We start from the raw sequence: 26372 nt of genomic DNA on the forward strand, positions 1-26372 counted from the left end.
CGGTGCCGAGCCAACCCAGGGAACGCCGCGCCGCCGGGCCTGCTGCCGCCGGGCGTCGCATTTCCATGGCGGGGCTCGGGCTGGACCGGAGTTCCGACCTGCCGCTCTACCAGCAGGTCGCCGCCCATCTGCGCAATCAGGTCCTGGACGGCCGGCTCAAGGCCGGCACGCGGCTGGCGGGGTCGCGCACGCTGGCGGAGGAGCTGGGGTGCTCGCGCGCCATCGTCCTCACCGCATTCGACCTTCTGTATTCGGAAGGCTACCTGCGCTCGGTGCCGCGCGGCGGCGTCGAGGTCGCGGCCGTGGCCAAGTCCTCGGGCGCGGCCGTGCCGGTCGCCGAAGCCGGGGTCGACGAGGACTGGCTGTCCGACGCCTGGCTGGCAGTACTGGAGACCGGCTACGAGTTCGACCTCGGTTCGCCCTTCAGCCCCGGCGCCCCGGACCTCTCCACCTTCCCGTTCGAAGTCTGGTCGCGCATGCTGCGCCAGAGCTGGGCGAACCCGCCCGCCTCGGCCTGCATCGACATGTCGCCGCTCGGCTGGGGACCGCTGCGCGAGGCGACGGCGGAATATCTCGGCGCGGTGCGCGGCCTGCTGTGCCAGCCGGATGAGGTGGTCATCACCTCCGCCAGCTCCGGCGCGCTCAACCTGTGCAGCCGGATGCTGCTCAATCCCGGCGACGAGGTGTGGGTGGAGGAGCCCGGCTTCATCGAGGCCCGCTGGAGCCTGAAGGCCGCCGGCGCGAAGCTGGTGCCCGTACCCGTGGACGACAAGGGGCTGGTGGTGGAGGAAGGCATCCGCCGCGCGCCCAACGCCAAGGTGGCCGTGGTGACGCCCTCGCACCAGTTTCCCCTCGGCGTGCCCATGGCGCTGGAGCGGCGGCAGGCGCTGCTGGAGTGGGCCAACCGGCACGGCAGCTGGATCATCGAGGACGACTACAATTCGGAATTCCGCCACCGCGGCAGCATGACGGCCTCCCTCAAGTCGCTCGATCGCTCGGGGCGGGTGGTCTATCTCGGGACGTTTTCCAAGGTCATGCTGCCGAGCCTGCGCATGGGCTATCTGGTGGCGAGCCCGCGCTTCGTCGACGCTTTCGGCCGGGGGCGCGCGCGGGTGGACGTGCATCCCGCAGGTACGGCCCAGCTCGCCCTCGTGCGGTTCCTGCGCGAAGGCCACCTGCTGCGCTACCTCAGACGCATGCGTAAGGTCTACGGGGAACGGCAGAAGGCGGTGATCGACGCTGTCGATGCGCTGCTGGGCGACAAGGTGGAAATCGCCTCGCTCCCCGCCGGCCTGCACCTGACGGCACAGTTCCGTCCGGGCCTTGCGGACCGCATCAGCGACACGGACATTTCGCGCCGCAGCCTGGGGACCGGTCATTTCGTACAGCCCCTCTCCCAATGCTACGTGGGGCCGGCGGACCGTCAGGGCCTCATCATCGGCTATGGACGGCTCCCCAAGGAGGAGGCGTTCTCCAAGCTCTCCGCCGTCGCCGCTCTCTTTCCGGCCTAGGATTCTGGCTCACCGATTATCCCTGAAACTGGAGCTGTCACGATCCAGCGCCCCTTCCTAGGTTCGCTCCCATGACGGGTAAGGAACGCGCAATGAGCAGGCTGCTTCGGACGGGTCTTAACGCTGGCTCAGCCGCGCCGCTGGTGGTGGGGGGCGAGGGCGTCTATTTCCATCTCAGCGACGGACGCAAGGTTCTCGACGGCAGCAATACCGGCGGCCCTCTGGGCCATGGCCATCCGCGCATGGCGGCTGCGCTGCGCGAGGCCGCCACTCTGCCCATGGTGAGCGAGGGCTGGAACTGGCGCGGGCGGGACGCCGCCGCCGAGCGTCTCTTCGAGGTGGGGCTGAGCGAAGAGGCGCATTGGGCGGGCGCGGTCCGCTTCTGCCTGAGCGGCAGCGAGGCCAACGACCTCGCCCTCTCCCTGTCGCAGGCCCTGACGGGAAGAAAGGCCATCGCCACCCGCGAGCGCGCCTATCACGGCCTCGTCGGCCTGAGCCGCGACGTCACCGTCCAACCGCACTGGCATGGCGGCCTCGCCTCCCCGGGCGAGACCAAGGTGCCCCCGCCCGGCGCCCAGGTGCACGTACTGCCCGCCCCCGACGGCGCGCTCTATCTCGCTGATGCCACCCCGTCTGCGGGCTCCGCAGCCGAGCGCCTCGCGGGCGAGGCCGGCAAGCTGGCCCAGTCGGCCGCCGTGATCGTCGACTACACCCAGGGCGGCTTCTACCATGACGCCGCCTACCAGGATGCGATGGCCGAACTGGCACGCCGCAACGGCGCGCTCTGGATCGCCGACGAAGTGGTGACGGGCCTCGGCCGCGCCGGCCGCACCTTCGCCTTCACCGGAGGCCATAGCCGGCCGGATATCGTGACGCTGGGCAAGGGCCTCGGTGGCGGCATGGCGCCGGTTGCGGCCATCATCCTCTCCAGGGATGTGCTGGCCGAGCTGGACGGCAAGAGCTGGCAGAATTACGGCACCTTGCGCGGCCATCCCATGGCCATGGCTGCCGTGTCCGCCTATCTGGACATCCTTGTGGAGGAAGACCTGCTGGCCCGCGTCGCGGCGCTGGAGACGCTCTTCGCTCGCCGCCTGCGCGAGATCGCCGGCCGCCATCCCAGCGTCGCGCGGGTTGCCGGACAGGGGCTCCACTGGACGATCGAATTGTTCGGCCCCGACTGGCGCGACTGGCGGGCCGACACGGTTGAGGCTCCCATCGCCTCTCGGGTCGCAGCGGGCGCGCTGGCCCAAGGCGCGGTGATCGGCACCAGCGGGGAGCAGGTGTCCCTCTTCCTCGCGCCGCCCCTCATCATCTCGGAGCAGGAAGCCGAGACGCTTCTTGGCATCCTCGATGAAAACCTCTGCCTCGCGGATCGCGAGCACAACATGACAATGGAAGGCGCTCGGGGATGAACGAGATCGAAAACATTCTTGCCACGGTGCAGGGCTATTTCGATGCGCTTTACTTCGGCAGCGTCGAAGGCTTCCGCAAGGCGTTTCATCCGCAGGCGCAGCTCTTCTCGTCCGAGGGTGGGAACACCGCAGCGCTGGGTATGGACGCCTATATGGAGCGCGTGGCCGGACGGGTCGCCCCGGCCTCCCGCAACGACCCGCGCCATGACGAAGTGATCGCCGTGACGCTGACCAGCCCCTCCACCGCCCATGTGCGGGTGCGCGACGCCCTGCTGCCCAACCACTTCGTCGATGACCTGCTGCTGGTGAAGTATGCCGACGGCTGGAAGATCGTCTGCAAGGCCTGGGCTTACGACCCGCTCGCCAGCGCGTAGGGCGGACGAGAGGGCGCGGTACCCATTCGATGCCGGCGTGATGCGGTGAGGCCCGAGGCAAAGCCCCAGAGAGCGAGAAGGCCGATCGCCAACGCAAGGCTCGAGCCGATCGCCAGGAAGGCACTCTGCGTTACGGAGATGAGGGCGATGGCGAAGATGAGGATGGTCTCTGGACGTCCGGCCCACCCAGTGAGGCGCCCAATGGCGAGATTGCCGGCCGCGAGACCGATTCCGAAAGCGGTGACGGAGAGCCCGACCATGCTGGTGGAGAGACCGTAGCGGTTACGCAGAACCTCGCCGGAGATCAGGAACCCGGCAATGGCCGCGCCGAGCCAGAAGCCCTTGGAGAGGTTGGGCCGGAGGATCGCGCCATCGAGCAGGCGCGCCGCCGAGGCTTTGAGCGGTCGGCCCTGCCGCGCCACGGAGGGAGGCAGAATGCGCGCGGCCAGCACAAGGACGGCGAGGCAACCGCAGGCGACGGCGATGAACGGCGCCTGCCAATCGAAGGCATCGGTGAGAAGCCCCGCGAAGGTCGGCCCGGTGGCTATACCCAGGGTCAGACCGAAGAGGACGAGCCCCATGGCGCCGGCTTGCCGTTCCTCCGGCACGATCTCGGCGATGAGGGCGAAGGCGGTCGGCGTCAGGGCCGCCCCCGCTGCGCCACCGAGAATGCGGGCGATGATCGCGAAGGTGAGCGACGGCGCGAAGGCGACGGCCAGCGCATCGGCGGCAAAGAGTGCCAATGCTGGGAGAAGCAGGCGCCGCCGGCCAATCCGATCGCTGAGGAGGCCGATGAGCGGGGCGAGCACGGCGTAGGACACCGCATAGGCCGATACGAGCCAAGCGATATCGGCGGGTTTCGCGGCGAAGGCCGACGCCAGCGGCGTCAGCATCGGCGCGAGCATGAATTCAACCGCGCCGACGAAATAAACGGCGAGCGCCAGCGTTGTGAGGATGAGTGAAGGCGATGGGACTGGTTTCGGCATGGGCAAGCATCTCCGGTACGCTGGTGTCGTCCTGACCGGAGGCAGCCTTCAGGGTGATGAGAAGCTTCTGGCGACGGGTTTCGAGATCGGCCATCTGCCGTTCGATCGCCTCAAGCTTCAACCGATGAGCAGCGGCCACCTTCGGACAGGCGGTGACCGTGGCGGGATCGTCGACGATGCAGTTGAGAAAGGTTGCGATTTCCTCGGTGGTGAAGCCGAGTCGGATCATCCGGCCGATGCGGCGCACCAGAAGCACATCGGCTTCGTCGAAATCGCGGTAGCCGTTCTCCTCGCGGGTGGCGCGGATCAGGCCGACCTTCTCGTAATGACGGATAGAGCGCACGCTCGCCCCCGTCCTTTTTGCAACGTCTCCGATCTTCATCCGCCCTCCTGCTGCATCTCGTAACCCCTGACATCAATGTCAGGGTCAAGGGCAAATCGATCAAGGAGCAACCGCGTTCTTTTCCGTGCCGACCGGGTGCTGCATGCGGGAACTGACCGCGATGCGGTTCCAGATGTTGATGGTTCCGATGGCGATCGTCAGTTTTCCGGAAATCCGGTTTGCCGCTTCTGATGATTTGCGCTTCCGCACTCGCCGGCTGCGCCACAGCGCAGAAGCCGCCGGAAATCTCCTATGACGATGCGATGCCTGCAGTTCAGACCGCCGATCCGCCGGCGCCGGTTCGGGTGGTGGAACTGCCGAAACCGCTGCCGTTGCCCGGCCAATTGAAGCCCGTCGGCAAAGACGGCAAACCGGCGCCGGAACTGCCGGACCCGGCGGCGCGGGTGAACGAGGCCAATGCCGCCGCGCGGATGCAGCCGGTCCGGAACGGCTTCATCAACGCGATCCAGCTCTATCCCTTCGTCGATGGCGCGCTCTATCAGGTCTACACCGCGCCCGGGCAGATCACCGACATCGCCTTGCAGCCCGGCGAAACGCTGGTCGGCGCCGGTCCGGTCGCCGCCGGCGACACGGTGCGCTGGATCATCGGCGACACCGAGAGCGGTGTAGGCGCGACGAAGCAGGTCCACATTCTCGTCAAGCCGACGCGGCCCGAACTGATGACCAATCTCGTCATCAACACCAATGCGCGCACCTACCATATGGAGCTGCGCTCGACCGAGAAGACCTACATGGCCTCGGTATCCTGGCAGTATCCACAGGACCAGCTCATCGCGCTGCGCCGCCAGAACGCCGAGGCGCAAGCCGTCCAGCCGGTGGCGACTGGCATCGATCTCTCTCGCGTCAACTTCCGCTACGAGGTGACCGGCGATCGTGCGCCGTGGCGGCCGCTGCGCGCCTTCGATGATGGCCGCCAGGTCTTCATTGAGTTCCCGCGCGGTATCGGCCAGGGCGAGATGCCGCCGCTCTTCGTCGTCGGCCCGGAGGGCGACACGTCGGAGCTCGTGAACTATCGCGTGCGCGACAACTACATGATCGTCGACCGGCTGTTTGCCGCCGCCGAGCTGCGTTTCGGCGCGGCGAAGGATCAGAAGCGCGTTCGCATCTCCCGCACCGACGGGAGGCCGGCGTCGTGAGCGAGATTGAGCCCGATCGTCAGAAGCAGGACGCGGATGAGGATGCCCGGCCGCTGACCGGCGAGGCAGCCGCGCCGATGCGGTTGCGGCCCGAACCGCCGCGGGTGACGCGCCTGTCGCGAAAGGTGCTGATCGCCCTTGGCCTGCTTGCCGGTACCGGTATCGGCGGCACGTTGATCTACGCGCTTCAAACCCAGCGCGGCGGCAAGACGAACGAGGAGCTGTATTCGACCGACAACCGGACGACGCCCGATGGGCTCGCCGGCCTGCCGAAAGATTATACCGGTATCCCGAAGCTCGGTCCGCCGCTGCCGGGCGACCTCGGCCGCCCCATCCTCAGCGCCCAGAATGCCGGACAGCCGGTGCCGACACCGGGGATCGCGACGCCCAATCCGGGGATCAGTCAGGAAGAGCAGCGCCGCATCCAAGAGCTGGAGGCCGCGCGGACGGCCCGTCTCTTTGCTTCGACCGAGACGCGGCCAGCCAGCACCGCTGTCCCGCAGCCGCAAGCGGTGGTCACGCCGCAGACAGACCTCGCCAGCCTCGGGCTCGCACCACCGCCCGCGACACCGTCCGCGCAGGATCGTCAGCTCGCGTTCCTCAATCAGGCACCCGACAAGCGCACGGTCTCACCGGATCGTGTCGCCGCTCCTGCGTCGGCCAATGTGCTTCAGGCGGGGGCGGTGATCGCGGCAGCACTCATCACCGGTATCCGTTCCGATCTTCCCGGTCAGATCACCGCGCAGGTGACGGAGAACGTCTATGACAGCCCGACCGGGCGCATCCTGCTCGTGCCGCAGGGCACGCGGATCATCGGCCAGTACGACAACGGCGTCGGTTTCGGTCAGCGCCGCGTGCTGCTGGTCTGGAACCGGCTGATCTTCCCCAATGGCCGCTCGATCGTGTTGGAGCGCCAGCCGGGCGCGGACGCCGAGGGCTATGCCGGGCTCGAAGACGGCGTCGACTACCATTGGGGTGAGCTGTTCAAGGCTGCGGCGCTGTCGACGCTGCTCAGCGTTGGCACCGAGGCGGGATCATCCGGTCAGGAGAGCGATATCATCCGTGCGCTGCGCAACGGCGCGTCCGACAGCATCAATCAGACCGGCCAGCAGATCGTGCAGCGCCAGCTCAACATCGCGCCCACGCTGACCATCCGGCCGGGTTTCCCCGTCCGGGTGCTTGTTACGCGCGATCTTTTGCTCGAACCCTATGGAGGTTGACATGGCGAAGTTGAAGCTCAGCCCGATCGCCGACGAGAAGCCGGTAAAGGTCACGCTGGAACTGCCTGCGAGCCTTCATCGCGATCTGACGGCCTATGCCGAAATCCTCGGCCGCGAAGCAGGGCAAGCCGCTGCCGATCCTGTTCGCCTGATCGTGCCCATGTTGGAGCGCTTCATCGCTACGGATCGCGCGTTTGCGAAGGCGCGGCGGGCGGCCCCATCGACTGGCACTCCGATCACATGATGCGATCAAGGTATCGCGATATGCCCACTTCAGTTCATCATCGAGCTTCGCAGGATCATAAGGTGGTGACATGCCGTAAATCACGGCCCTGTGATCCAACGACAGCTTTTCCCAAACGGTGACGCCATGTCTCGACGCCGCGTCGAAAGCTTCGGGCGTCGGGCGCGTGTCGCTTCTTGCGCCCTGCCTGACGACCTCTACGACTACTATACGGACGAGCCGGAGCCGAGGCTCGGCCCGCCGCCGGTCGAAGACCCGAAGACGTGGCGCGTCGTGGACGACTGGCCCGATAGGGTGCCCGTCACCGAAGCCGAAATCGAAGTCTTTGAACGTTGGTTCGCCGACATATTCGACGAACTGTTCGGTCCGACACAGCCGGATGAGGGCTTGACGATGTTATCTCAGTATGATAACAAAAATCCATGAGCGAGGGTCGCGATCCGAGCCTCGACACGCTGCTGGATCTCGACGGGCAAGTGCTCGTCGTCGATCCCGAAGGCGGCCATTGGGTTAAGTTCGCGGTCACGCGCGTTTCGGTTTCACCGGAAAAGCCGCACGGTCTCGATTACTCGCTCACGCTTCACGGGCCTTCGGGCGAACGGCTGGTCGGCTTCGACAATGCCCACCCCGTCGGTCGTCAGAAGAAGGGCGAGCCGCAAGACCATCGCCATCGGCTCCAGACCGTGAAGCCCTACGCCTATCAGGACGCCGGCGCGCTACTGGCCGACTTCTGGGCGTTGGTCGATGCGGTATTGAAGGAGCGGGGCGTGATCCCATGACGACGCTGAAGGTTGGAATCGCCGACTATGAGGAGATGAAGGCCCGCACCCTGCGGATCGCGCGCGGCGAGGAAAAACCCGTGCCCAACGATCCGAAGGTGTGGTTCACCTCGACCGAATCCTTCGCCAAGGTGCTTTCCGCTGGCAATCGCGATTTGCTGCGCATCATCGCCGAGCAGGCGCCGGGCTCGTTGGAGGAACTGGCCGAGATCACCGGGCGGGCCAAGTCCAACCTGTCGCGCACACTCAAGACCATGGCCGGCTACGGACTCATTCGCATGGAGCCGGGCCGGGGACGCAAGCTCGCACCTAAGGTCATCCATGACCGCGTTGAGCTGGAGCTGCCGCTGACCGAGCGTCGCGCTGCCGTGGGAGTCCGGTCATGAACGCCGAAACACCGATCCTCGCGGCAACCCGTGCTGCGCTCTATTTGCGCGTCTCGACCGTCCGGCAGGCCGAGCATGACGTGTCGATCCCCGACCAGCGCAAGCAGGGTGAAGCCTATTGCGCCTCTCGCGGCTATCAGCTTGTCGACACCTTCGTGGAAGCCGGCGCATCCGCCACCAATGATCGTCGCCCCGAGTTCCAACGGATGATCGAGGCAGGCACGTCGAAGCCCGCGCCCTTCGATGTCGTCGTGGTTCACAGCTTCTCGCGCTTCTTCCGCGATCACTTCGAATTAGAGTTCTATGTCCGCAAGCTGGCGAAGAACGGCGTGAAGCTCATCTCCATCACGCAGGAGATGGGCGACGATCCGATGCACGTCATGATGCGGCAGATCATGGCGCTGTTCGACGAATACCAGTCGAAGGAGAACGCCAAGCACGTCCTGCGCGCTCTGAAGGAGAACGCCCGGCAAGGCTTCTGGAACGGCGCGTTGCCACCGATCGGCTATCGCATCATCGCGGCCGAGCAACGCGGGTCGAAGACCAAGAAGAAGCTGGAAATCGACCCGCTTCATGCGGACACCATCCGCCTGATCTATCGACTCGCACTGGAGGGTGAAGGCGACACCGGCCAGATGGGCGTCAAGGCGATCGTCAAATACCTCAATGGCCACGGCATCTTCACCCGCGATGGCGGCCGTTGGGGCGTTGGGCAGGTTCACCGCATCCTGACGCGTCGGACCTACATCGGCGAGCATCAGTTCAACAAACGCTCCAAGAAGAAGGAGTTGAAGCCTGTTGCTGAGGTCATCTCGGTGCCTGTGCCGTCGATCATCGATCAGGAGACGTTCGATGCCGTGCAGTCGCTGTTGGTGGCCCGCAATCCCAAGACGGAACTGCCCGCCCGCGTCATTCTCGGGCCGACACTGCTGACGGGAATTTGCTTCTGCGGTAACTGCGGCGGCGCCATGACCGTCCGCACCGGCAAGAGCGGCCGCTATCGCTATTACGCCTGCTCGATCAAGGCGCGGCAGGGCGAGACCGGGTGCAAGGGTCGGGCGATCCCGATGGACAAGCTCGACGGTCTTGTCGCCAGCCATATTGAGGAACGGCTACTGGACCCGAAGCGGCTGGAGGACATTCTCGCCACGGTACTCGACCGCCGGCACGAGCAATCGGAACGTCGGCGTCAGCATATCGCCGAGCTAAACCGTCGTGCCGCCGAATCGGAGCTGCGCCTCAAACGCCTGTACGACGCCATCGAGTCCGGCGTCGCCGACCTGGACGATCCGGCGTTGAAAGAGCGCATCGCTGGCTTGAAGGCCATCCGCGACCAGTCGAAGTTGGACGCTGAGCGGGCGCAAGCCATGCTTGAAAGCTCCGGCCACAACGCCGTCAGCCCGGCCATGATCCGTCGCTTTTCGCAGGCGGCCCGTGAGCGCATCCGGCTCGAAGGAGGCGGCTACCGGCGGGATCACCTGCGTGCGCTGGCGCAGCGCGTGGAGGTCGGAGACGACGAGGTCCGTATCATGGGGTCGAAGTCGGACCTGCTCAGAACCCTCGTGGCCGCGCAAGGCGGGAAATCGGCGGCTCTCGGCGTGCCCAGAGGCGGACTGAAATGGCGGAGACGGAGGGATTCGAACCCTCGAGACCCTTTTGGGGGTCTGCTCATTTAGCAAACGAGTGCCTTCAGCCTCTCGGCCACGTCTCCAGCGCTCCCCTCCTATGCCGGACCGCTGCGACCTTTGCAAGGCATGCCGGCTACCGGCATGTGAGCTTCTCCCCGTCAAACGTGCGGGGCTGCACCTGAACCCTCACGCCTTGGGCGGCCCGAAGGGCGCAAGGGACGGGGAATCACACCATGGCGCGAACCTCGGCCGCCAATGCGTCGAATACCCCTCCCCAGTCTCCCGCTCTGGTCTGCCGGAACAGGCGCACGCTGGGAAAGAACACGCTGCGTTCGCCGGAATATCCCCAGCGCCAGTCGGGCACAGCCCGCAATGCCGCAAATGCAGGGAAGGCCCGCGCACCACAGAGGTGGATCAGCGCCGTGTCGCTTGAGACGACCAGATCGAGGTGATGGAGTACGCCGACCGTATCGAGGAAAATACCGTCCGCGTTGAAGCCGTTGCCGAGCTGGAAGATCGAGTCGGCAAACGGCACCTGCCGAAGTTGCTCGGTGCCCTCTCCATGCTGGAGGCTCACGAGTCGGACGCCCGGCAGTCTGGCCAGCGGCTCGAACGCCGCCAATGGAATGGAACGGCCCACGTCGACAGCCCGCGACGGGTTGCCCTGCCAGTTGATGCCGATCGTAAACGTCCCCTCCTCCCGCACCCATCTCCACTTCGCGATGCGATCGGCCGGTGCCGTGAGATAGGGCGCAGCCGGCCATTTCGTGGGATCCGGCTGGAGCAGAAGCGGCAGACTGCCGGCTGGAATCCAGCGCACGCCCGGCTGTGTGGTGTCGAGCTCCGAGAGGTTGCCCACCACGGTCACGCGCGCGTCGAGGTTCCGCATCAGCGGCACCAGCCCGGGACGCGTCAGCAGCACCGTGCGGATGCCGCCGTCGGCCAGCAACCGCACCAGCCGGCCGAAAAGCAGCTCGTCTCCGATGCCCTGTTCGCCGACGACCACCAGCAGTTCCGGCCGCTCCTGCCCGTCCCACCGGATGAAATCCAGCGGCCGGTAGGGCGGAGGGAGAAGGTGCTCGCGCGATTCGTAGGCGGCCCATCCCCGCTCCCAGCGCCCCCGCGCGAGTTCGTCGGCCGCGGTCATGAAACGGCCGTTGGGCTCCTGCGGATCCACTTCAAGGGCTGCGTCCAGGGCCGGACGGATCTCCTCCGTCCGGCCGAGGTCGGCGAACAGCCGGGCGCGCGTCACATGAGCCGGTGCGAGGCGGGGATCGATGGCGATGGCGCGCTCCACATCGGCCAGCGCACCGGCGAAATCGCCTTCCGCCCGGAGCACCTCGGCCCGGTGCTCGCGGAAAAGAGCCGCCTCGGGCGATTGCGCGAGCGCGAGGTCGCACTGCGCGAGGGCGGCGGGAAACTCCTCCAGATGCCGCAGCACGAAAACGAGCACTTCGCGCGCCTTCATGTCCTTGGGGTCTCGCTCCAAGGCCGCGAGAAAGCAGTCGCGCGCCTCGCGCAGCTGCCCGCTGGCCATGAGGCTCCGGCCCTTGATGACATAGCCCTCCGCTGCCCTCGGGGCGAGCCGGATCGCCTGCGTCGCGGCATTGGCGGCCTCGCTCTGTCGATCGAGTGTAAAGAGCGTCGATGCCTTGTCCGTCCAGAATCGCGCCTCGCCCGGACGCTGGGAGATGAGGATGTCGAGATCCTTCAGCGCGGCCTCCGCCCGGCCGAGCCGCTGCAAGGCAACCGAGCGGTTCGCCCGTGCCTCGACCGATTTTGCGTCGATCTCCAGAACCCGGTCATAGCGGGCCACCGCCTCTTCGAGGCGATCGAGCCGCGCCAGTGTGTTGGCCGCGAGATAGTGGGCCTCCGAGAGGCCCGGATCGAGTTCAGCCGATTTCTCGAACGCGCCGAGGGCGCGGTCCCATTTCTCCTCGGCCTGATAGACCGCGCCCATGATGAGCTGGGCGTGCGGGTTGGATTTGTGGCCGTCTCGCGCCTTGCGCGCGACCGCGTGAGCCTCCTTGGGCCGGCCGGACTGGAGAAGCGCCAGCGTGAGCAGGCGCGCGACCTCGAAGGAATTCGGCGCGTCGCGCAGGATCGCACGGTAGATGGGGATCGCCTGATCGAGGCGCCCCTCCCGATGCAACGCCCCAGCGCGCGCGAGGTCGGCCCGGAAATCCTTCTGCATCGCGCCCCCCAATGGCGTGTGTGGTACGTCCGCGAGGTCGCGCGATCCGGGCTGCCCTCAGGTGCGGGCGCGCTGGCCGAACAGGATGCTCTGGGCTTCCTTGTCCTTCGAGAGGTCGTGCTTGGCGCGCTCCTCCTGGTTCACCGCAAGGCCCCGCTGCACCGCGGGCCGGGCGAGCACGCGCTCCAGCCACGCCTTGAGGTGGGGAAATTCCTCGATGTGCTGGCCCTGCCGCTCCCACAGCTTGGCCCATCCGATGCAAGCGATGTCGGCGATGGAATAGTCGCCGGCGAGATACTCCCGGTCCTTCAGGCGCGTGTTCATGACGCCGTAGAGCCGGTGCACCTCATTGGTATATCGCTCGACCGCATAGGGAATCTTTTCCGGCGCATAGATGCGGAAATGGTGCGCCTGCCCGGCCATGGGGCCGAGGCCACCCATTTGCCAGAACAGCCACTGCTCCACCTCGACCCGCTTGCGCTCGTCGGAGGGATAGAACTGCCCAGTCTTGCGGCCGAGATACTGGAGAATGGCACCCGACTCGAACACCGAGATGGGAGCGCCGCCGGGGCCGTCGGGATCGACGATGGCGGGCATCTTGTTGTTCGGGGAGATGGCGAGGAAGTCGGGCTGGAACTGGTCGCCCTTGCCGATGTTCACGAGCTTCACCGTGTAGGGAAGCCCGCACTCCTCAAGCATGATGCTGATTTTGTAGCCGTTAGGCGTCGGCCAGTAATAAAGCTCGATCGGCGAAGACTCGACTGCGGCCATCATGCCCTCCCTGCGGCCTGTGCCGCCGCTTCGGTAAGACGTAGACACCCCCCGGTGTCGGGGCAAGGGGGGACCACCGAAGGCGCCCGCCTCCTAGGCCAGAACGATCTTGAAGCCCTCGTGGGAGTTCGCGAAGCCGAGCCGGCGGTAGAATCGGTGCGCGTCGGTGCGGAGCTTGCTGGAGGTGAGCGCGAGCGTCGCCGCGCCTTCCGCAGCGGCCTTCTCGATGGCGAACCGCACCATGGCCTCGCCGATGCGCCGGCCGCGCAGGCTTTCGTCCACCTGCACCGCCTCGATAAGCGCCCGCTTCGCTCCCCGCCCCGGCAGGCTGGTCACGAACATCAGCTGGAACGTGCCCACGACACGCCCATCCAGTTCTGCCGCGTAAAGGCGCGCCCGCGGATCGTCCGCGATGGCGGCAAAGGCGGCGCGATAGTGATCCAGCGCCTCCGGCGCGGTTGTGTCGCCGTGGCCGCCCAGCGTGTCGGAGGCGAACAGCGCCACCAGCGCGGGAAGGTCCTCGGCGCGGGCCTCGCGGATCTGGAGGCCGCCGGGCACGGCCGGCTCTGGCGTCACCGGCACAGCGGATCGTCCGGCGGGAGAATGGTCATCTGCCAGTCGCTCCAGCGGTGGGGATTCATCCACGGGGACCACCATTTCACCGATACTTCGATGGTATTTTGATCCGCCGGCGGCAGGAGCAGCTTGGGCAGGCCGTTGAAGATGCCGGTGACGCGGGCGCAGCCGGTGGTGGGGCGCGACGGCGGCCGGTACTGGTTCTCGCGCACAATCACCACCCGCGCGCCGGGAATGGCCGCCCTGAGCCGGCCTGCGGACGTGCGATCGTCGGCCACGAGGGTCGGCGCGTCGCCGAGCTTGTTCGCGACCGCCACCTGGAGCTTGTAGAGTGGCTCGGCCGCGATGCAGCGCCCGCACAGCCGCGGATCGGGCCACAGGGGCACCACCATCCGCGAGATCATGATGCCGCCGCTGACCACCGCCAGCAGGGTGAGATAGATCCACACCCTTGGACGCCAGCCGCCGAGCCGTTCCAGCTCGGCGAACAGATAGACCGGCAGCAGCAGCAGGAAGACGTGGAAATAGCGGTCGCGCAGGCTCGCAGTGCCCATGGCCAGCGTCGAAGCGAAAGTGACGACGATGCCTATGACGATGATGGACCGCAGCACGCGCCGCGCGGCGCCCCGCTCGGGGGCGTCGGGCGTGGCCCCATCGCCGCGATTGTAGGGAAGGAACACCAGCGCGACGACCAGCACCAAAGGCAGCACATAGCCGAACAGGGCGCCGACCATGGTGGAGACCACCGCGTCCCATCCCGCGCCGGTGATGCCGATGGTCTGGGCCGTGGCCTCGGCCACGTTCTGGCCGTAGTGCCAGAGGGCGAAGCCGTAGATGCCGAGGGGCACCGCCGCCACCACGAACGTGACGAGAAGGCCGGGATCGAGAATCACCTTCCGGTACGTCGGCTCCAGCAGGCAGGCCACCACCAGCACGCCGAGGAAGGCCACGAAGCCGAACTTGCCGAGCGTGCCGGCGGCGATCCAAAGGCCGAGCCCGGCATAAAGGCCAAGGCTGCGATGGCGGCTCAAAGCCATCACCGTGAGGAAGGCGCCGGCAATGGCGACGATCATCACGTTGGAATGGGTCAGGATGCGATGGCTGTGATAGCCGAGCACCCAGATGAATGAGAGCGAGAAGGTGGCGAGCGCCTGCAGACGTGGATCGGCGATCATCCGCCGCGCCACCCGGTAGACCAGCATGGCGCAGGCGAACAGCAGCGTGTAGCGCAGCACCGCGAAGGACAGGGTGCCGACGCCGAGCACGCGCTGCAGGGCCCACAGGAGCCAGTCGAACAGCGGCGGGTTGCGCGGGACGTACGACAGCTGCAGCGACTGCACCATGTAGCTCTCGATGGCGTCGTCCGCGTTCACTGCGATCTCGAACACCACCGCGATCACCGCGTGCAGCACCATCCAGAGGCCGACGATGAAGGCGACGCCTTCGGGCCGGGCCCAGAAGGGAACGGCCCCCTGCACGCCAGCCGCTGCAGGCGCGGACGCATCCCTGTCGAGATAAGTGTCGGTCACGGGGCACTCCTCATCAGCGCCTCTATACCGGCGTGCCGCCTGCTGCGCCACCGCGTGGAGCGCGGGGCTGCGGCGGCCAGCGATGCCGGAACGGCCGGGGAAAACTAGAGGGTTTCGAGCACGATGAAGCGCTCGCGTCCGCCGGCGGCCAGCGCCGCGTCGGAGACCTCATGCACCAGCATTTCATCGACGCGGGCGCCGGCCGGGCCGGCGCGGCACGCCGCGAGCATGGCCTCGACCACGTCCGGGGGACCTGCGAAAACCGCCTCCACGGCGCCGGACCGGCGGTTGCGCGCGAAGCCGAGGAGACCGCGCCCCTCCGCCTCCCGCGCGCACCAGGCGCGATAGCCGACGCCCTGCACCCGCCCGCGCAGCATCACATGGACATAGCGCATGGGCGCCTATTCCGTGCAGGCGCTGGGCGGGTTCAGCGCCTCGAACGAGGCCATGGCGCCGACCAGGGCGAAGCGGCCATAGTCGATCTTGAGGCTCCCGACGACGCCATTGTCATAGAGCGAGAAGCTCATGACATAAGCGGGCGTGCGGTCCACGCCGCCCTCATCGAAATAGCTGATGGTGACGGGATAGAAGGTGCGCCCGGCGAGCGTCGCCTTGGCCGGCGCCGCGAGGCGGGTCTCATCCGTGCTGGGACGGCCGATGATGGCCAGCGTGTCGAACACCTTCTGCGGGTCGCTCGCGCCGTCATAGACCTTGGCCTGATAGACGCTTTCCCCGGCTGCGGCCGCGGCCAGCACCTTCTTCACGTGCTCGGTGGGCATCAGGATGTCGCCCTTGAGGGTGAAGGTGGCCGACTCGGGCTTGGTGACGACGACCCTCAGGGCCGGCGGCTCCTGCCGCTCGACATTGGCCTCAAGCTCCAGCCCGTCGTCGTCGCCGCCCTGAGTGGTGGCGAGGAAGCGATAGGATTTGCCGGCGCCGTCTTCCCAGGCCTTGGAGGTGACGGTCTGCCGCAGCGGCTCGCCGCCGGTGGAGGCGGCGCTCTGCTGGCTGGTGACGGTGGTGTAGCCGGCGCAGGCGTCGCCGGTGATCTCGTAGCGAATCTCGCCGTTCATCTCCTCGAGCTGGCCCGAGGGCTTGGAACCGTCGAGGGAGAGGCGGTAGGTCGCCTTGTGCGGCAGCAGGTTCACCGCGCCGGCGGGCAGCGCGGAGAAGCACCACAGGCCGGCCATCGTCGCCGCGGCGAGGCGCAAATGCTTGGTCATGTCTCAACTCCTTCCGGGCGTCCGGCGCGGACAACGCATGCGTGCCGCCCGCTTATCGCGTTGCTTGCGCCGGCGCGGCTCTTCGGCGAAGAGGATGGCTTAATTGCGCGCTGCATATGGCAGGAGGCCATCATGACTTCATCCGTCGAAAAGAAGCTCGCCGAACTCGGAATCACTTTGCCGAGCCCCAAGCCGCCCATCGCCAATTATGTGCCGGCGGTGCGCACCGGCAACCTGCTGTTCATATCCGGGCAGGTTTCCGTCGACGGCGAAGGCAAGATCGCCACCGGCAAGCTCGGCGCCGGCGTCAGCATCGAAGCCGGACAGGCTGCCGCGAAGCTCTGCGCCATCAACATCCTCGCCCAGGTGAAGGCCGCCATCGGCGACCTCGACAAGGTGGTGCGGATCGTGAAGCTCGTCGGCTTCGTCAATGCCACGGGCGAATTCACCGACCACCCCAAGGTCGTGAACGGCTGCTCCGACTTCTTCGTCGAGGCGCTGGGCGATAAGGGCCGCCATGCCCGCTCGGCCGTGGGCGTCTCCGGCCTGCCCTTCGACGCCTCGGTGGAAGTGGAAGCCATTGTCGAGATCGCCTGAGCGGAGAAAGACATGGGCGTCCTGAGCTGGATCACTGCCCGCCCGGTCGCCCATCGCGGCCTGCACGACAAGGCCCATGGCCGCATCGAGAACTCCCTGTCGGCCGCCGAGGCGGCGGCCGTCGCGGGCTATCCCATCGAGTTGGACATCCAGATCAGCGCCGATGGCGAGGCCATGGTGTTCCACGACTTCACCCTTGATCGCCTGACGGCGGCCAAGGGCGCGGTCTCGGCGCTGAGCGCTGCGGAGCTGGGGCGCACGGCGCTGGCGGGTACAGCTGACACGATTCCCACGCTCGCCGACTTCCTCGCCCGCGTCGGCGGGCGGGTGCCACTCTTCATCGAGATCAAGAGCGCGTTTTCCGGCGACACGCGGCTCGTGGCGCGAGCGGTGGAGGTGCTCAAGGGCTATGGCGGCAAGGTCGCGCTGATCTCCTTCGACCCGCAGATGCTGGCCGAGGCGAAGGCCCGGGCTCCGCACATCCCGCGCGGCATCATCGCCCAGGCCCGCTATGACGGCGCCCAATGGCCGGGCATGACGCCCGAGCGCGCGCGGATGCTGGCGGACATGGATCACCACGCCTCCAGCGGCTACGATTTCATCACCTATCACTTCACCGATCTGGACCATCCCGCGCTGATCGCGGCCCGCGGGCGCGGCGTGCCCGTAACCGCCTGGACGGTTCGCAGCCCGAATGATGCCGCCCGCGCGCTGGTGGGGGCGGACCAGATCGTGTTTGAGGGGTTCACGCCGCAGGGATAGGGGCGTAAATCTGCGGCGTCCTGTCGCGGTGGTCAGTCTCTGCCGCAATGCACACTTAAGCTCGATGCCCGACGCCCACATCCGCATCCTGCCCAACCTGTCCGAGATCAAGGCGGCCGAATGGGACGCCTGCGCGGCGGGTGGGGCGGCCCGCCCCGAACCGTTTGTGAGCCACGCTTTCCTCTCCGCCTTGGAGGAATCCGGCTGCGCCGCCGCGCGCACCGGCTGGCTGCCGCAGCACCTCGTGCTCGACGGGCCGGACGGCAAGGCCGCAGCAGTCTGCCCCGCCTATCTGAAGTCCCACTCGCGCGGGGAATATGTCTTCGATCAGGGCTGGGCCGACGCCTATATGCGGGCCGGCGGCGAATATTATCCCAAGGTGCAGGTGGCGGTGCCCTTCACCCCCGTCACCGGCCGGCGCCTGCTTCTGAAGGATCCCGACGATCCGTTGGGCCGGCTGGCGCTGGGCGCCGGCATCAAGCAGTTGGTGCGGCTGCGCGGCGCGTCCTCGGCCCATGTGACCTTTTCCACCGAGGAGGAATGGGAAGAACTGGCGTCCCTCGGCTTCCTCAAGCGCACCGACCGGCAGTTTCACTGGACCAATGCGGGCTATGCCACCTACGACGATTTCCTCGCCGAACTCGCCTCGCGCAAACGAAAGGCGCTGAAGAAGGAGCGGCGGGAGGCCATCGCGGATGGCATCTCCATCGAGTGGCTCACCGGCAAGACCCTGACGGAAGAGGCCTTCGACGCCTTCTTCATGTTCTATCTCGACACCGGCGGCCGCAAATGGGGCACGCCCTATCTCAACCGCCAGTTCTTCCAGCGCGCCGCCGAGCGGATGGCCGACCAGATCCTGCTGGTGATGGCGCGGCGGGACGGGCGCTACATCGCCGGCGCCCTGAACTTCATCGGCGCCGAGACGCTCTATGGCCGCTACTGGGGCGCGGTGGAACACCACCCCTTCCTGCATTTCGAGGTCTGCTACCATCAGGCCATCGACTATGCGATCGCCACCGGCCTCAAGGTGGTGGAGGCCGGAGCGCAGGGCGAGCACAAGCTGGCGCGGGGCTATCTGCCCAAGGCCACCTATTCCGCTCACTACATCGTGCACCAGGGCCTCGCGGGGGCCGTCGCGCAGTATCTGGAGCGCGAGCGCACCCACGTGGAGGAGGATTCGGCCGTACTGACCGAGCTCGGCCCGTTCCGGCGGTGCGTGGAGGAAGAGCAGGACTGAAGGCCCAAGGCGGCCTCACGCTTCCGTTCCCCCTCTTCCCCACGCGACATCATCCGCCCGGTTGCCCGGCTCACGCGCGGGTCGCTATAGTCCCCCCGCCAATTTGGGGACAGGCGATGACGTATTGCTGTGGGGTTCTGGTCCGGGACGGTCTGGTGCTGATCGCCGACACGCGGACCAATGCGGGCCTCGACAACATTTCCACCTTCCGCAAGCTCCACATCTTCGAGGAGCCGGGCCATCACGTGCTGGGCCTTGCCACGGCTGGCAACCTGTCCGTCTCCCAGTCGGTCGTGAGCATGCTGCACGAGGGCGTGGAGGACCACGAAGTCGGGGAGCGCAGGCAGCTGCGTGACTGCCGGACCATGTTCCAGGCCGCCCAGCTTGTGGGCACCGCCATCCGTCAGGTCCACAAGGTCAACGGCGCCTTCATGGAGCAGTCGAACGTCAGCTTCGACGTGTCCTTCCTGCTCGGCGGCCAGATCGCCGGCGACAGCCTGCGGCTCTACATGGTCTATTCCGCCGGCAATTTCATCGAATGCACGCAGGACACCCCCTTCCTGCAGATCGGCGAGCACAAATACGGCAAGCCGGTGCTGGACCGCGCGGTGAACTACGACATGGAGATTTCCGAGGCGCTGAAATCGAGCCTCATCTCCATGGATTCCACCATGCGGTCCAACCTCGGCGTGGGCCTGCCCATCGACGTCATGGTGGTGACGCCGGATTCGCTCCGCTCCGAGCTGATCTATCGCATCGAGCCCGGCGAGCCCTATTTCCACGATTTGCGGGAGCGCTGGTCGGCCGCGCTGCGTTCGGCCCACGCCTCTATCCCCAAGCCCCCCTACCTCAAGAACGGCCGCCCGCGGGTGGTCAACGAGGCCTGAGGCAAGCGCAAGCTAAGGCCGAATGAAAAAGGGCGCCCCAACGGGCGCCCTCTTCACTTCTGCGGCCTCGGAGGCCGTAGATCAGGCCGCCTTGGGGGCGAGCTTGGCGGTGACGATCTTGTCCGGATCCTTCACGGGTTCGCCGCGCTTGATCTGGTCGATGTTGTCCATGCCGTCGATCACCTCGCCCCACACCGTGTACTGGCGGTCCAGGAAGCGGGCGTCGGTGAAGCAGATGAAGAACTGGCTGTCGCCGGAATCGGGGTTCTGCGCGCGGGCCATGGAGCAGGTGCCACGCACGTGGGGCTGGGCGTTGAACTCCGCCTTCAGCTTCTTGCCCGAGCCGCCCATGCCGGTACCGGTCGGATCGCCGGTCTGGGCCATGAAGCCCTCGATCACGCGGTGGAACGGCACGCCGTTATAGAAGCCCTCGGAGACCAGCTCCTTGATACGGGCGACATGGCCGGGGGCCAGATCGGGGCGGAACGCAATGGTCACCGGCCCCTTGGTGGTTTCGAGGATCAGGACTTCATCGCTCATCAATCTCTTCCTTCACAGGCGGCGCACCGGGCGCCGGTCGGGGGAATCGTTTCCGCCGGCTGAGCCGATCGGAGGGGGCATCTTCTGGCCGGTGCCTACTTGGCGTCGGCGGCAACCTGCATCTTCACGATCTTGTCGGGATTGGACACCGAGCCGCCGGCTCCGGAGCCCTTCTTGATCTTGTCCACGAACTCCATGCCCGACACCACCTGGCCCACCACGGTGTATTGGCCGTTCAGGCTCGGGGTCTCGTCGAACATGATGAAGAACTGGGAATTGGCGCTGTTGGGCGAGGAGGCGCGGGCCATGCCCACCACGCCGCGCTTGAACGGCACGTTGGAGAATTCCGCCGGCAGGTTCGGATACTTCGAGCCGCCGGTGCCGTTGCCATACTGGCCGTCGCCGGTCTGGGCCATGAAGCCGTCGATGACGCGGTGGAACGGCACGTTGTTGTAATAGCCCTCGCGGGTCAGCAGCTTGAGCCGCTCCACGTGCTGCGGGGCAAGATCGGGGCGCAGGGCGATGACGACGCGGCCATAGGGCGTGTCGAGATAGAGCGTGTTCTGCGGGTCCGGCTTGGTCTGGGCCGCCGCCGGCAGCGCGAAGGCGAGCACGACGAACGCTGCGGCGAGGAAGCGGCCGAAAAGGCGCGTCATATGGGTCTCTCCCGGAAAGCCCCGGCCTCGGGGCGGTTTGGCCGCATTGGCGCGGCGGCGAATGAGGGCGCTATCGCTTGAACTTGGCATCGAGCCGCGCCAGCACCGGCGGCGGCACGAAGGCGGAGACGTCCCCGCCCATGGACGCGATCTGCCGCACGAGAGTGGCGGTGATGGGGCGCACGCGGGGCGAGGCGGGCAGGAAAACCGTCTGGATGCCCGGCGCCAGCGTGCCGTTCATGCCGGCCATCTGCATCTCGTAGTCGAGGTCGGTGCCGTCGCGCAGGCCGCGGATGAGCAGCGTGGCACCGAGCCGCTGGGCGGTGGTGATGATGAGATTGTCGAAGGTGACAGCCTCCAGCGTCGCGTTCTCCTCCGCCGCCACCGGCCCGCACACCTCGCGCAGCATGGCGAGCCGCTCCTCGGCGGCGAACAGCGGCGCCTTGCCGGGATGGATGCCCACCGCCAGCACCAGCCGGTCGGCAAGGCGGCAGGCGGAGCGCACCACGTCCAGATGGCCGTTGGTGAGCGGATCGAAGGAGCCGCCATAGATGGCGGTGCGCAGGGTATGTTCGCTCATGCGGCCTGTCTTCAGCCTGTTCTGATCCCGCAAGGCCTAGCCTTGCGGGCGCCGGGACGCAATGGGGGGCGGGAAAGCCCCCTCCCCGCTCAGACCTCGAACGAGCCGCCGCTCTCCGGCACCACCACCTTCACGGGGTGGCCCTTCAGCGCCTCGACGAAGGCGGAGGCATCGGGCACCAGGATGGGGAAGGTGCCGTAGTGGATCGGCACTACGATCTCCACGCCCGGGAGGAAGCGCTTCACCGCCAGCGCGGCGACCTCCGGCCCCATGGTGAAGCGGTCGCCGATGGGGATGAACACCACCTTCGGCGCATGGATCTCGCACAGCAGGGCCATGTCGGAGAAAATGTCCGTGTCCGCCATGTGCCACACGGTCGGCTCGCCCGGCGCCTTGATGATGAGGCCGGTGGGATTGCCGAGATATTCGGACGGCGCCGCGGGGCCGCCCGAGGAGTGGTCGGCGCGCACCATGGTCACGCTGAAACCGCCAAGGTCGAGCTTACCGCCGGTGTTCATCATCTGCGGCGCATTGCCGGCGCCCTTGGCCGAGAGGTAGGCGCACAGCTCGGGATTAGCCACCACCGGCAGGGTCCGGCTGGCGTCGGCGGCGTCCTCCACCAACGAGAGCGTGTCGCCGATATGGTCGCCGTGGCCGTGGGTGAGCAGGATGTGCGTCACCCCGCGCGAGGCGTCCTCCACGGTGGAGCGGAAGCTGGGGTTGCCGGTGAAGAAGGGATCGATGAGGACGGCCTTGTCGGCGAAATCGAGCCGGAAGGCGGCGTGGCCGTACCAGGTGATCTTCATGGGATTGCCTCTGGTGGCTTCATGCGTGCGCGGGATGGTCCGGCATGGCGCCGGCGCGCGAGGAAGGGTTCGGGGCGCGGAGTATCCCGGAAGCCCCGCGAACGCGCAATCTCCTCAGCCGATGGTGGACAGCGAGGGGAAGGTCTCGATCAGCCAGTAGCTCGCATGGGCGATCCAGCCGGACATGAAGGCGATGCCGGTGAGCACCAGCAGCGCGCCCATGGCCTTCTCCACCATCGGGAGCATCTTGCGCATGTGGACAAGGCCGCGCAGGAACGGCCGCACGGCGAACGCCGCCGCCAGGAAGGGCACGCCGAGGCCCAGCGAATAGACGGCGAGCAGGCCCGCGCCCTTGGAGACCGTCGCCTCCGACCCCGCCACGGCGAGGATGGCGCCCAGTACCGGACCGAGGCACGGCGTCCAGCCGAAGGCGAAGGCAAGGCCCATCACGAAGGCGCCCCACAGCCCCGTCGGCGCATGCACATGCGCCCGCGCCGTGCGGTGCAGCAGGTGAATGCGGAACACGCCGAGGAAATTGAGCCCCATGATGATGATGGCGAGCCCGGCGATGATGGACAGCACATCGAGGTGGGCGCGCAGAAGGTCGCCAATGGCCGAGGCCCCCGCCCCCAGCGCCACGAACACCACGCTGAAGCCCGAGACGAACAGCGCCGCGCCGACCAGCGCCCGCCGCTCCACCTCCTTCACCGGCTCCGCTCCGGCAAGGTCCTCCAGCGTGCTGCCGCCGAGAAAGCACAGGTAGGGCGGCACCAGAGGCAGGACGCAGGGGGAGACGAAGCTCGCAAGGCCGGCGAGGAAGGCGGCAGGCAGGGTCACGTCGGCCATTCTTGGGTCGCGGCTCTCTTCTGGTGGATGGGAACGCCCCTTCTTTGCGCTCCTATTGAAGCCCCGCGTCGGCCGGGGCAAGCCACACATCGCCGCGCTCGCCGGCTTGTGAGCGGCGGCCTGCGCGGTTCGCGCGCGCTCCCGGCCCTTGCGGGCGCCGCAATTCGGGGACATCTCAAGGGAATGAGCGACGAGCGCACTTCCCCCCGGCGGCCGCAGGTGTTCCGCCTCGACGAGGCGAACATCACCCTGGCCCCGCCCGAGATGGCGGAGGTGGAAGCCGCCCTGCCCGTTCCCGTGCCGGTAAAGCCGAAGCGGGGCTGGGGCCTGTCCCTTGCCGGGCTGTTCTGGTCGGCCCTCGGCGGCGTCCTGAGCCTTGCCGCCTATGTGGGGCTGAGCAAGCTGGTCGAAGACCTTTATGCCCGCGCGCCGTGGCTCGGCTGGGTTGGCATCGGCGTCACCGCCCTCCTGCTCACCGCCGCCGTGCTGATCGTAGCCCGCGAGGTGGCGGGGCTTTCGCGGCTGGCCCGCCTCGACGACATCCGCGACCGGGCCGAGCGCGCCCTGGCCGAGGACGACCGGCCGCTCGCCGAAGGCGTGGTCAAGGACGTGCTCAAGCTCTCGTCCCACGCCCCCACCCTCGCCCGTGCGCGCATGGATCTGGAAGGGCATCTCTCCGGCATCATCGACGGCGCCGATCTCGTGCGCCTCGCCGAGCGCACGCTGCTGCCGTCGCTGGATTCGCAGGCGCGGCAGATGGTGTCGGATGCCGCCCGCAACGTCTCCGTCGTCACCGCCGTATCGCCCCGCGCGGTCGTGGACCTCGCCTTCGTGCTCTACAGCGCCGTGACGCTGATGCGCCGGCTCGCCTATCTCTATGGCGGACGGCCCGGCACGCTCGGCACGTTCCGCCTCGTGCGCCATGTGCTCGGGCACCTTGCCGTGACCGGCGGCATGGCGGCGGGGGACACGCTGGTGCAGCAGCTCGTCGGTCAGGGCCTTGCCGCGCGCCTCTCCGCCCGGCTGGGCGAGGGGGTGGTCAACGGCCTGCTCACGGCCCGGCTCGGCCTTGCCGCCATCGCCGTGACACGGCCGCTGCCCTTCACCGCTTTGCCCGCCCCGCGCCTCGCGGACGTGGCCACCGGGCTGATGCGCAAGGCCGAGGAAGAGGAAGCGGTCGTCTCACGCCGGCAATAGGTGTCGCGGCAACGCCTCGGGCGTGTAGGTGACGGGCCGGTTGCGCCAGATCATCTCGGCGGTGGGCCACACCACGAAAGCGCCCAGCGCACCCAGGAACAGGGCGAAGGCCCATTCCTGCTGCAGGATGGCGAAGCCGAAGACCGCAAGAAGGCCGGCGAGCGCAGCAAAGCCCGCCGCAACCATCATCCAGAAGCGCAGCGGGGCATATCCGCCGCGGCAGCGAGGCGCCACGGACGAGGCGGCCAGCGCCCGGTGCAGGGCCCGGACGAACGCCGCGTAATCCTCCCGCTGGTCGCGCACGCCGGTGAGGGAGATGCGCGAGGCGGAGCCCGCCTTCAGACGCGTGCCATCGCGCCCGGCGATCTCCATCTCGAAGCTCGGCGCGGCGAACTTGGCCGGCAGGAAACGCAATTGCACCGAGGTGATGTCCACCAGTCTGAGCCGGCCCTCGCGCGGGCCGATGCTCCAGAGCAGCGCCTCCGGCACCAGTTCCAGCCGCACGCCCGCGCCGCCGAGGCGGGGCAGATGCGCATAGACGATCGTTCCCGCGGGATATGTGGCCGTCACGTCAGCTCCCGCATGGCGGTGTCGATGCCGTGCACGGTAAGGGGGAACATGCGGCCTTCGAGGATGTGGCGGACGAGGCGGATGGATTCCGTATAGCCCCAGTGCGGCTCCGGGACAGGGTTCAGCCACACGGCCTTGGGATAGGTGGTGAGCAGGCGTTCGAGCCACAGCTTCCCCGGCTCGGCGTTGTTGTGCTCCACCGATCCGTTGGCGAACGTGATCTCGTAGGGGCTCATCGAGGCATCGCCGACGAAGATCAGCTTGTAGTCGTGGCCGTAGGTGTGCAGCACGTCGAACAGGGGGATGCGCTCGGACGCACGGCGGGCATTGGATTTCCACACGCTCTCATAGACGCAGTTGTGGAAATAGAAGTGCTCCAGGTGCTTGAACTCCATGCGCGCGGCGGAGAACAGCTCCTCCACCTGCTCCACATGCCAGTCCATGGAGCCGCCCACGTCCAGGAACAGCAGCACCTTCACCGCATTGCGCCGCTCCGGCCGCAGCTTCACGTCGAGATAGCCCTGGCGGGCGGTCTCGCGGATGGTGCCGTCGAGGTCCAGTTCGTCGGGGGCGCCGATGCGGGCGAACTTGCGCAGCCGGCGCAGGGCCACCTTGATGTTGCGGGTGCCGAGTTCGACCCCGTCGTCGAGATCCTTGAACTCGCGCTTGTCCCACACCTTCACCGCGCGGAAGTTGCGGTTGCCGTCCTGCCCGATGCGCACGCCCTCGGGATTGTAGCCATAGGCGCCGAAGGGCGAGGTGCCGGCGGTGCCGATCCACTTGGAGCCGCCCTGATGGCGTCCCTTCTGCTCCTCGAGCCGCTTCTTGAGCGTCTCCATGAGCTTGTCGAGGCCGCCCATGGCCTCGATCTGCGCCTTCTCCTCGTCGGTGAGGTGCTTCTCGACGAGCTTGCGCAGCCACTCCTCGGGGATGGACTGCCCCTCTTCGCCCAGCGCCTGCTCAAGCCCCTTGAAGCAGCGGCCGAACACCTGGTCGAAACGGTCGAGGTGGCGCTCGTCCTTCACGAGGCTCGCGCGGGCGAGATAATAGAAGGCGTCCACCTGCCGGCCGGCCACGTCGCGGTCCATGGCCTCCATGAGGGTGAGATATTCCCGCACCGAGACCGGCACGCCTGCTGCCTTGAGCGCCTCGAAGAAGGCAATGAACATCGCGCCCTGACCCTTCCAACGCGGTATGTCGCGGAGCCGTTTCGCCCACCGGGAACGGATCATAGCGCGCCCGCTCGCCACCACGCAAAATCGCCGGCCGAGCGCATCCCGCCAAGTGACACCGCAAAAAATCACACTGAAAAAGAAAATGCC

Annotated in this window: 29 protein-coding genes, 1 tRNA gene and 1 pseudogene; 15 read left to right on the top strand and 16 right to left on the bottom strand. The window is 67.3% G+C overall.

Annotated elements, in window-relative coordinates:
- The first annotated feature begins 2 nt into the window (after window positions 1-2).
- The 3 genes from XAN126_RS0115230 to XAN126_RS0115240 all read left to right on the top strand — a co-directional run bounded on the left by XAN126_RS0115230 (window position 3) and on the right by XAN126_RS0115240 (window position 3297).
- A complete protein-coding gene (locus XAN126_RS0115230) occupies window positions 3-1511 on the top strand; it encodes a PLP-dependent aminotransferase family protein (protein WP_197024045.1) in 1509 nt (502 codons plus the stop codon).
- Window positions 1512-1603: 92 nt separating this feature from the next.
- Entirely contained in the window at window positions 1604-2923 is a 1320-nt protein-coding gene (locus XAN126_RS0115235) for an aspartate aminotransferase family protein (protein WP_024279450.1), read from the top strand.
- Complete coding sequence (locus XAN126_RS0115240; protein ID WP_024279451.1) at window positions 2920-3297, top strand: nuclear transport factor 2 family protein; 378 nt, start codon at window positions 2920-2922, stop codon at window positions 3295-3297. The genes XAN126_RS0115235 and XAN126_RS0115240 overlap by 4 nt, the downstream gene beginning before the upstream one ends.
- On the opposite strand, the gene XAN126_RS0115245 is transcribed toward XAN126_RS0115240, so the two are convergent.
- A complete protein-coding gene (locus XAN126_RS0115245; RefSeq protein ID WP_024279452.1) occupies window positions 3273-4283 on the bottom strand; it encodes an MFS transporter in 1011 nt (336 codons plus the stop codon). The genes XAN126_RS0115240 and XAN126_RS0115245 overlap by 25 nt on opposite strands.
- Window positions 4207-4665, bottom strand: a complete 459-nt coding sequence (locus XAN126_RS0115250; RefSeq protein ID WP_024279453.1) for a MerR family transcriptional regulator — start codon at window positions 4663-4665, stop codon at window positions 4207-4209. Before XAN126_RS0115250 ends, XAN126_RS0115245 begins: the two co-directional genes overlap by 77 nt.
- A 191-nt stretch (window positions 4666-4856) precedes the next feature.
- Between XAN126_RS0115250 and trbG the strand changes: the two genes are divergently transcribed.
- The 7 genes and pseudogenes from trbG to XAN126_RS27820 form a co-directional block, all read left to right on the top strand.
- Window positions 4857-5822 carry a P-type conjugative transfer protein TrbG gene (trbG, locus tag XAN126_RS0115255; RefSeq protein ID WP_081762848.1) on the top strand — a complete coding sequence of 322 codons (966 nt, stop codon included), beginning with the start codon at window positions 4857-4859 and terminating at the stop codon, window positions 5820-5822.
- Window positions 5819-7042: a TrbI/VirB10 family protein gene (locus tag XAN126_RS0115260; RefSeq protein WP_024279455.1), complete on the top strand. Its 1224-nt coding sequence runs from the start codon at window positions 5819-5821 to the stop codon at window positions 7040-7042. The genes trbG and XAN126_RS0115260 overlap by 4 nt, the downstream gene beginning before the upstream one ends.
- A gap of 1 nt (window position 7043) precedes the next feature.
- A complete protein-coding gene (locus XAN126_RS0115265) occupies window positions 7044-7286 on the top strand; it encodes a DUF2274 domain-containing protein (protein ID WP_024279456.1) in 243 nt (80 codons plus the stop codon).
- Between the two features lie 126 nt (window positions 7287-7412).
- On the top strand, window positions 7413-7712 hold the full coding sequence (locus tag XAN126_RS0115270; RefSeq protein ID WP_029877242.1) for a hypothetical protein: 300 nt from the start codon (window positions 7413-7415) through the stop codon (window positions 7710-7712).
- Window positions 7709-8065 (top strand): DUF6516 family protein, encoded by a 357-nt coding sequence (locus XAN126_RS0115275; protein WP_024279458.1) that lies wholly within the window; start codon window positions 7709-7711, stop codon window positions 8063-8065. Before XAN126_RS0115270 ends, XAN126_RS0115275 begins: the two co-directional genes overlap by 4 nt.
- On the top strand, window positions 8062-8451 hold the full coding sequence (locus XAN126_RS0115280) for a helix-turn-helix domain-containing protein (protein WP_024279459.1): 390 nt from the start codon (window positions 8062-8064) through the stop codon (window positions 8449-8451). The genes XAN126_RS0115275 and XAN126_RS0115280 overlap by 4 nt, the downstream gene beginning before the upstream one ends.
- Window positions 8448-10100 (top strand): annotated as a pseudogene (locus XAN126_RS27820) (recombinase family protein); the annotation flags it as partial. The gene XAN126_RS0115280 and the pseudogene XAN126_RS27820, both read left to right, overlap by 4 nt.
- On the opposite strand, the gene XAN126_RS0115295 reads toward XAN126_RS27820, so the two are convergent.
- The 7 genes from XAN126_RS0115295 to XAN126_RS0115325 form a co-directional block, all read right to left on the bottom strand.
- A tRNA-Ser gene (locus tag XAN126_RS0115295) sits at window positions 10071-10162 on the bottom strand. The pseudogene XAN126_RS27820 and the gene XAN126_RS0115295 sit on opposite strands and share 30 nt — an antisense overlap.
- A gap of 143 nt (window positions 10163-10305) precedes the next feature.
- A complete protein-coding gene (locus XAN126_RS0115300) occupies window positions 10306-12273 on the bottom strand; it encodes a tetratricopeptide repeat protein (protein WP_024279462.1) in 1968 nt (655 codons plus the stop codon).
- A gap of 57 nt (window positions 12274-12330) precedes the next feature.
- A complete protein-coding gene (locus tag XAN126_RS0115305) occupies window positions 12331-13044 on the bottom strand; it encodes a glutathione binding-like protein (RefSeq protein ID WP_024279463.1) in 714 nt (237 codons plus the stop codon).
- Window positions 13045-13137: 93 nt separating this feature from the next.
- Complete coding sequence (locus XAN126_RS0115310) at window positions 13138-13602, bottom strand: GNAT family N-acetyltransferase (protein ID WP_024279464.1); 465 nt, start codon at window positions 13600-13602, stop codon at window positions 13138-13140.
- Between the two features lie 14 nt (window positions 13603-13616).
- Window positions 13617-15149, bottom strand: coding sequence for a glycosyltransferase family 39 protein (locus XAN126_RS0115315; protein WP_024279465.1), 1533 nt, complete (start codon window positions 15147-15149; stop codon window positions 13617-13619).
- A gap of 104 nt (window positions 15150-15253) precedes the next feature.
- On the bottom strand, window positions 15254-15544 hold the full coding sequence (locus tag XAN126_RS0115320; RefSeq protein ID WP_024279466.1) for an acylphosphatase: 291 nt from the start codon (window positions 15542-15544) through the stop codon (window positions 15254-15256).
- 6 nt (window positions 15545-15550) lie between these two features.
- Window positions 15551-16372, bottom strand: a complete 822-nt coding sequence (locus XAN126_RS0115325) for a cell envelope integrity EipB family protein (RefSeq protein ID WP_024279467.1) — start codon at window positions 16370-16372, stop codon at window positions 15551-15553.
- Window positions 16373-16504: 132 nt separating this feature from the next.
- On the opposite strand from XAN126_RS0115325, the gene XAN126_RS0115330 reads away from it, so the two are divergent.
- The 4 genes from XAN126_RS0115330 (at window position 16505) to XAN126_RS0115345 (ending at window position 19855) form a co-directional block, all read left to right on the top strand.
- Entirely contained in the window at window positions 16505-16969 is a 465-nt protein-coding gene (locus XAN126_RS0115330; RefSeq protein WP_024279468.1) for a RidA family protein, read from the top strand.
- Between the two features lie 12 nt (window positions 16970-16981).
- Complete coding sequence (locus XAN126_RS0115335) at window positions 16982-17731, top strand: glycerophosphodiester phosphodiesterase family protein (RefSeq protein WP_024279469.1); 750 nt, start codon at window positions 16982-16984, stop codon at window positions 17729-17731.
- A 64-nt stretch (window positions 17732-17795) separates the two neighbouring features.
- On the top strand, window positions 17796-18968 hold the full coding sequence (locus XAN126_RS0115340; RefSeq protein WP_024279470.1) for a GNAT family N-acetyltransferase: 1173 nt from the start codon (window positions 17796-17798) through the stop codon (window positions 18966-18968).
- A 116-nt stretch (window positions 18969-19084) separates the two neighbouring features.
- Window positions 19085-19855: a proteasome-type protease gene (locus tag XAN126_RS0115345; protein ID WP_024279471.1), complete on the top strand. Its 771-nt coding sequence runs from the start codon at window positions 19085-19087 to the stop codon at window positions 19853-19855.
- 81 nt (window positions 19856-19936) lie between these two features.
- On the opposite strand, the gene XAN126_RS0115350 is transcribed toward XAN126_RS0115345, so the two are convergent.
- The 5 genes from XAN126_RS0115350 to XAN126_RS0115370 all read right to left on the bottom strand — a co-directional run bounded on the left by XAN126_RS0115350 (window position 19937) and on the right by XAN126_RS0115370 (window position 23283).
- Window positions 19937-20395: a peptidylprolyl isomerase gene (locus tag XAN126_RS0115350; protein ID WP_024279472.1), complete on the bottom strand. Its 459-nt coding sequence runs from the start codon at window positions 20393-20395 to the stop codon at window positions 19937-19939.
- Window positions 20396-20490: 95 nt separating this feature from the next.
- Window positions 20491-21051, bottom strand: a complete 561-nt coding sequence (locus XAN126_RS0115355; RefSeq protein WP_024279473.1) for a peptidylprolyl isomerase — start codon at window positions 21049-21051, stop codon at window positions 20491-20493.
- A 70-nt stretch (window positions 21052-21121) separates the two neighbouring features.
- Window positions 21122-21631, bottom strand: coding sequence for a pantetheine-phosphate adenylyltransferase (coaD, locus tag XAN126_RS0115360; RefSeq protein ID WP_029877244.1), 510 nt, complete (start codon window positions 21629-21631; stop codon window positions 21122-21124).
- Window positions 21632-21720: 89 nt separating this feature from the next.
- Window positions 21721-22437 (bottom strand): metal-dependent hydrolase, encoded by a 717-nt coding sequence (locus tag XAN126_RS0115365; protein WP_024279475.1) that lies wholly within the window; start codon window positions 22435-22437, stop codon window positions 21721-21723.
- 114 nt (window positions 22438-22551) lie between these two features.
- Window positions 22552-23283, bottom strand: a complete 732-nt coding sequence (locus XAN126_RS0115370; protein ID WP_024279476.1) for a cytochrome c biogenesis protein CcdA — start codon at window positions 23281-23283, stop codon at window positions 22552-22554.
- 183 nt (window positions 23284-23466) lie between these two features.
- On the opposite strand from XAN126_RS0115370, the gene XAN126_RS0115375 reads away from it, so the two are divergent.
- Window positions 23467-24480 (top strand): TIGR01620 family protein, encoded by a 1014-nt coding sequence (locus XAN126_RS0115375; RefSeq protein WP_024279477.1) that lies wholly within the window; start codon window positions 23467-23469, stop codon window positions 24478-24480.
- Here XAN126_RS0115375 and XAN126_RS0115380 read toward each other — a convergent pair.
- The gene (locus XAN126_RS0115380; protein WP_024279478.1) at window positions 24466-25050 is read right to left on the bottom strand and encodes a hypothetical protein; all 585 of its coding nucleotides are present in this window, start codon (window positions 25048-25050) and stop codon (window positions 24466-24468) included. The two genes, XAN126_RS0115375 and XAN126_RS0115380, sit on opposite strands and share 15 nt — an antisense overlap.
- Complete coding sequence (locus XAN126_RS0115385) at window positions 25047-26219, bottom strand: VWA domain-containing protein (protein ID WP_024279479.1); 1173 nt, start codon at window positions 26217-26219, stop codon at window positions 25047-25049. Before XAN126_RS0115385 ends, XAN126_RS0115380 begins: the two co-directional genes overlap by 4 nt.
- Between the last annotated feature and the right edge of the window lie 153 nt (window positions 26220-26372).

Origin of the sequence: Xanthobacter sp. 126 (assembly GCF_000526175.1) — a bacterium.
GTDB classification, from domain to species: Bacteria; Pseudomonadota; Alphaproteobacteria; order Rhizobiales; family Xanthobacteraceae; genus Xanthobacter; species Xanthobacter aminoxidans.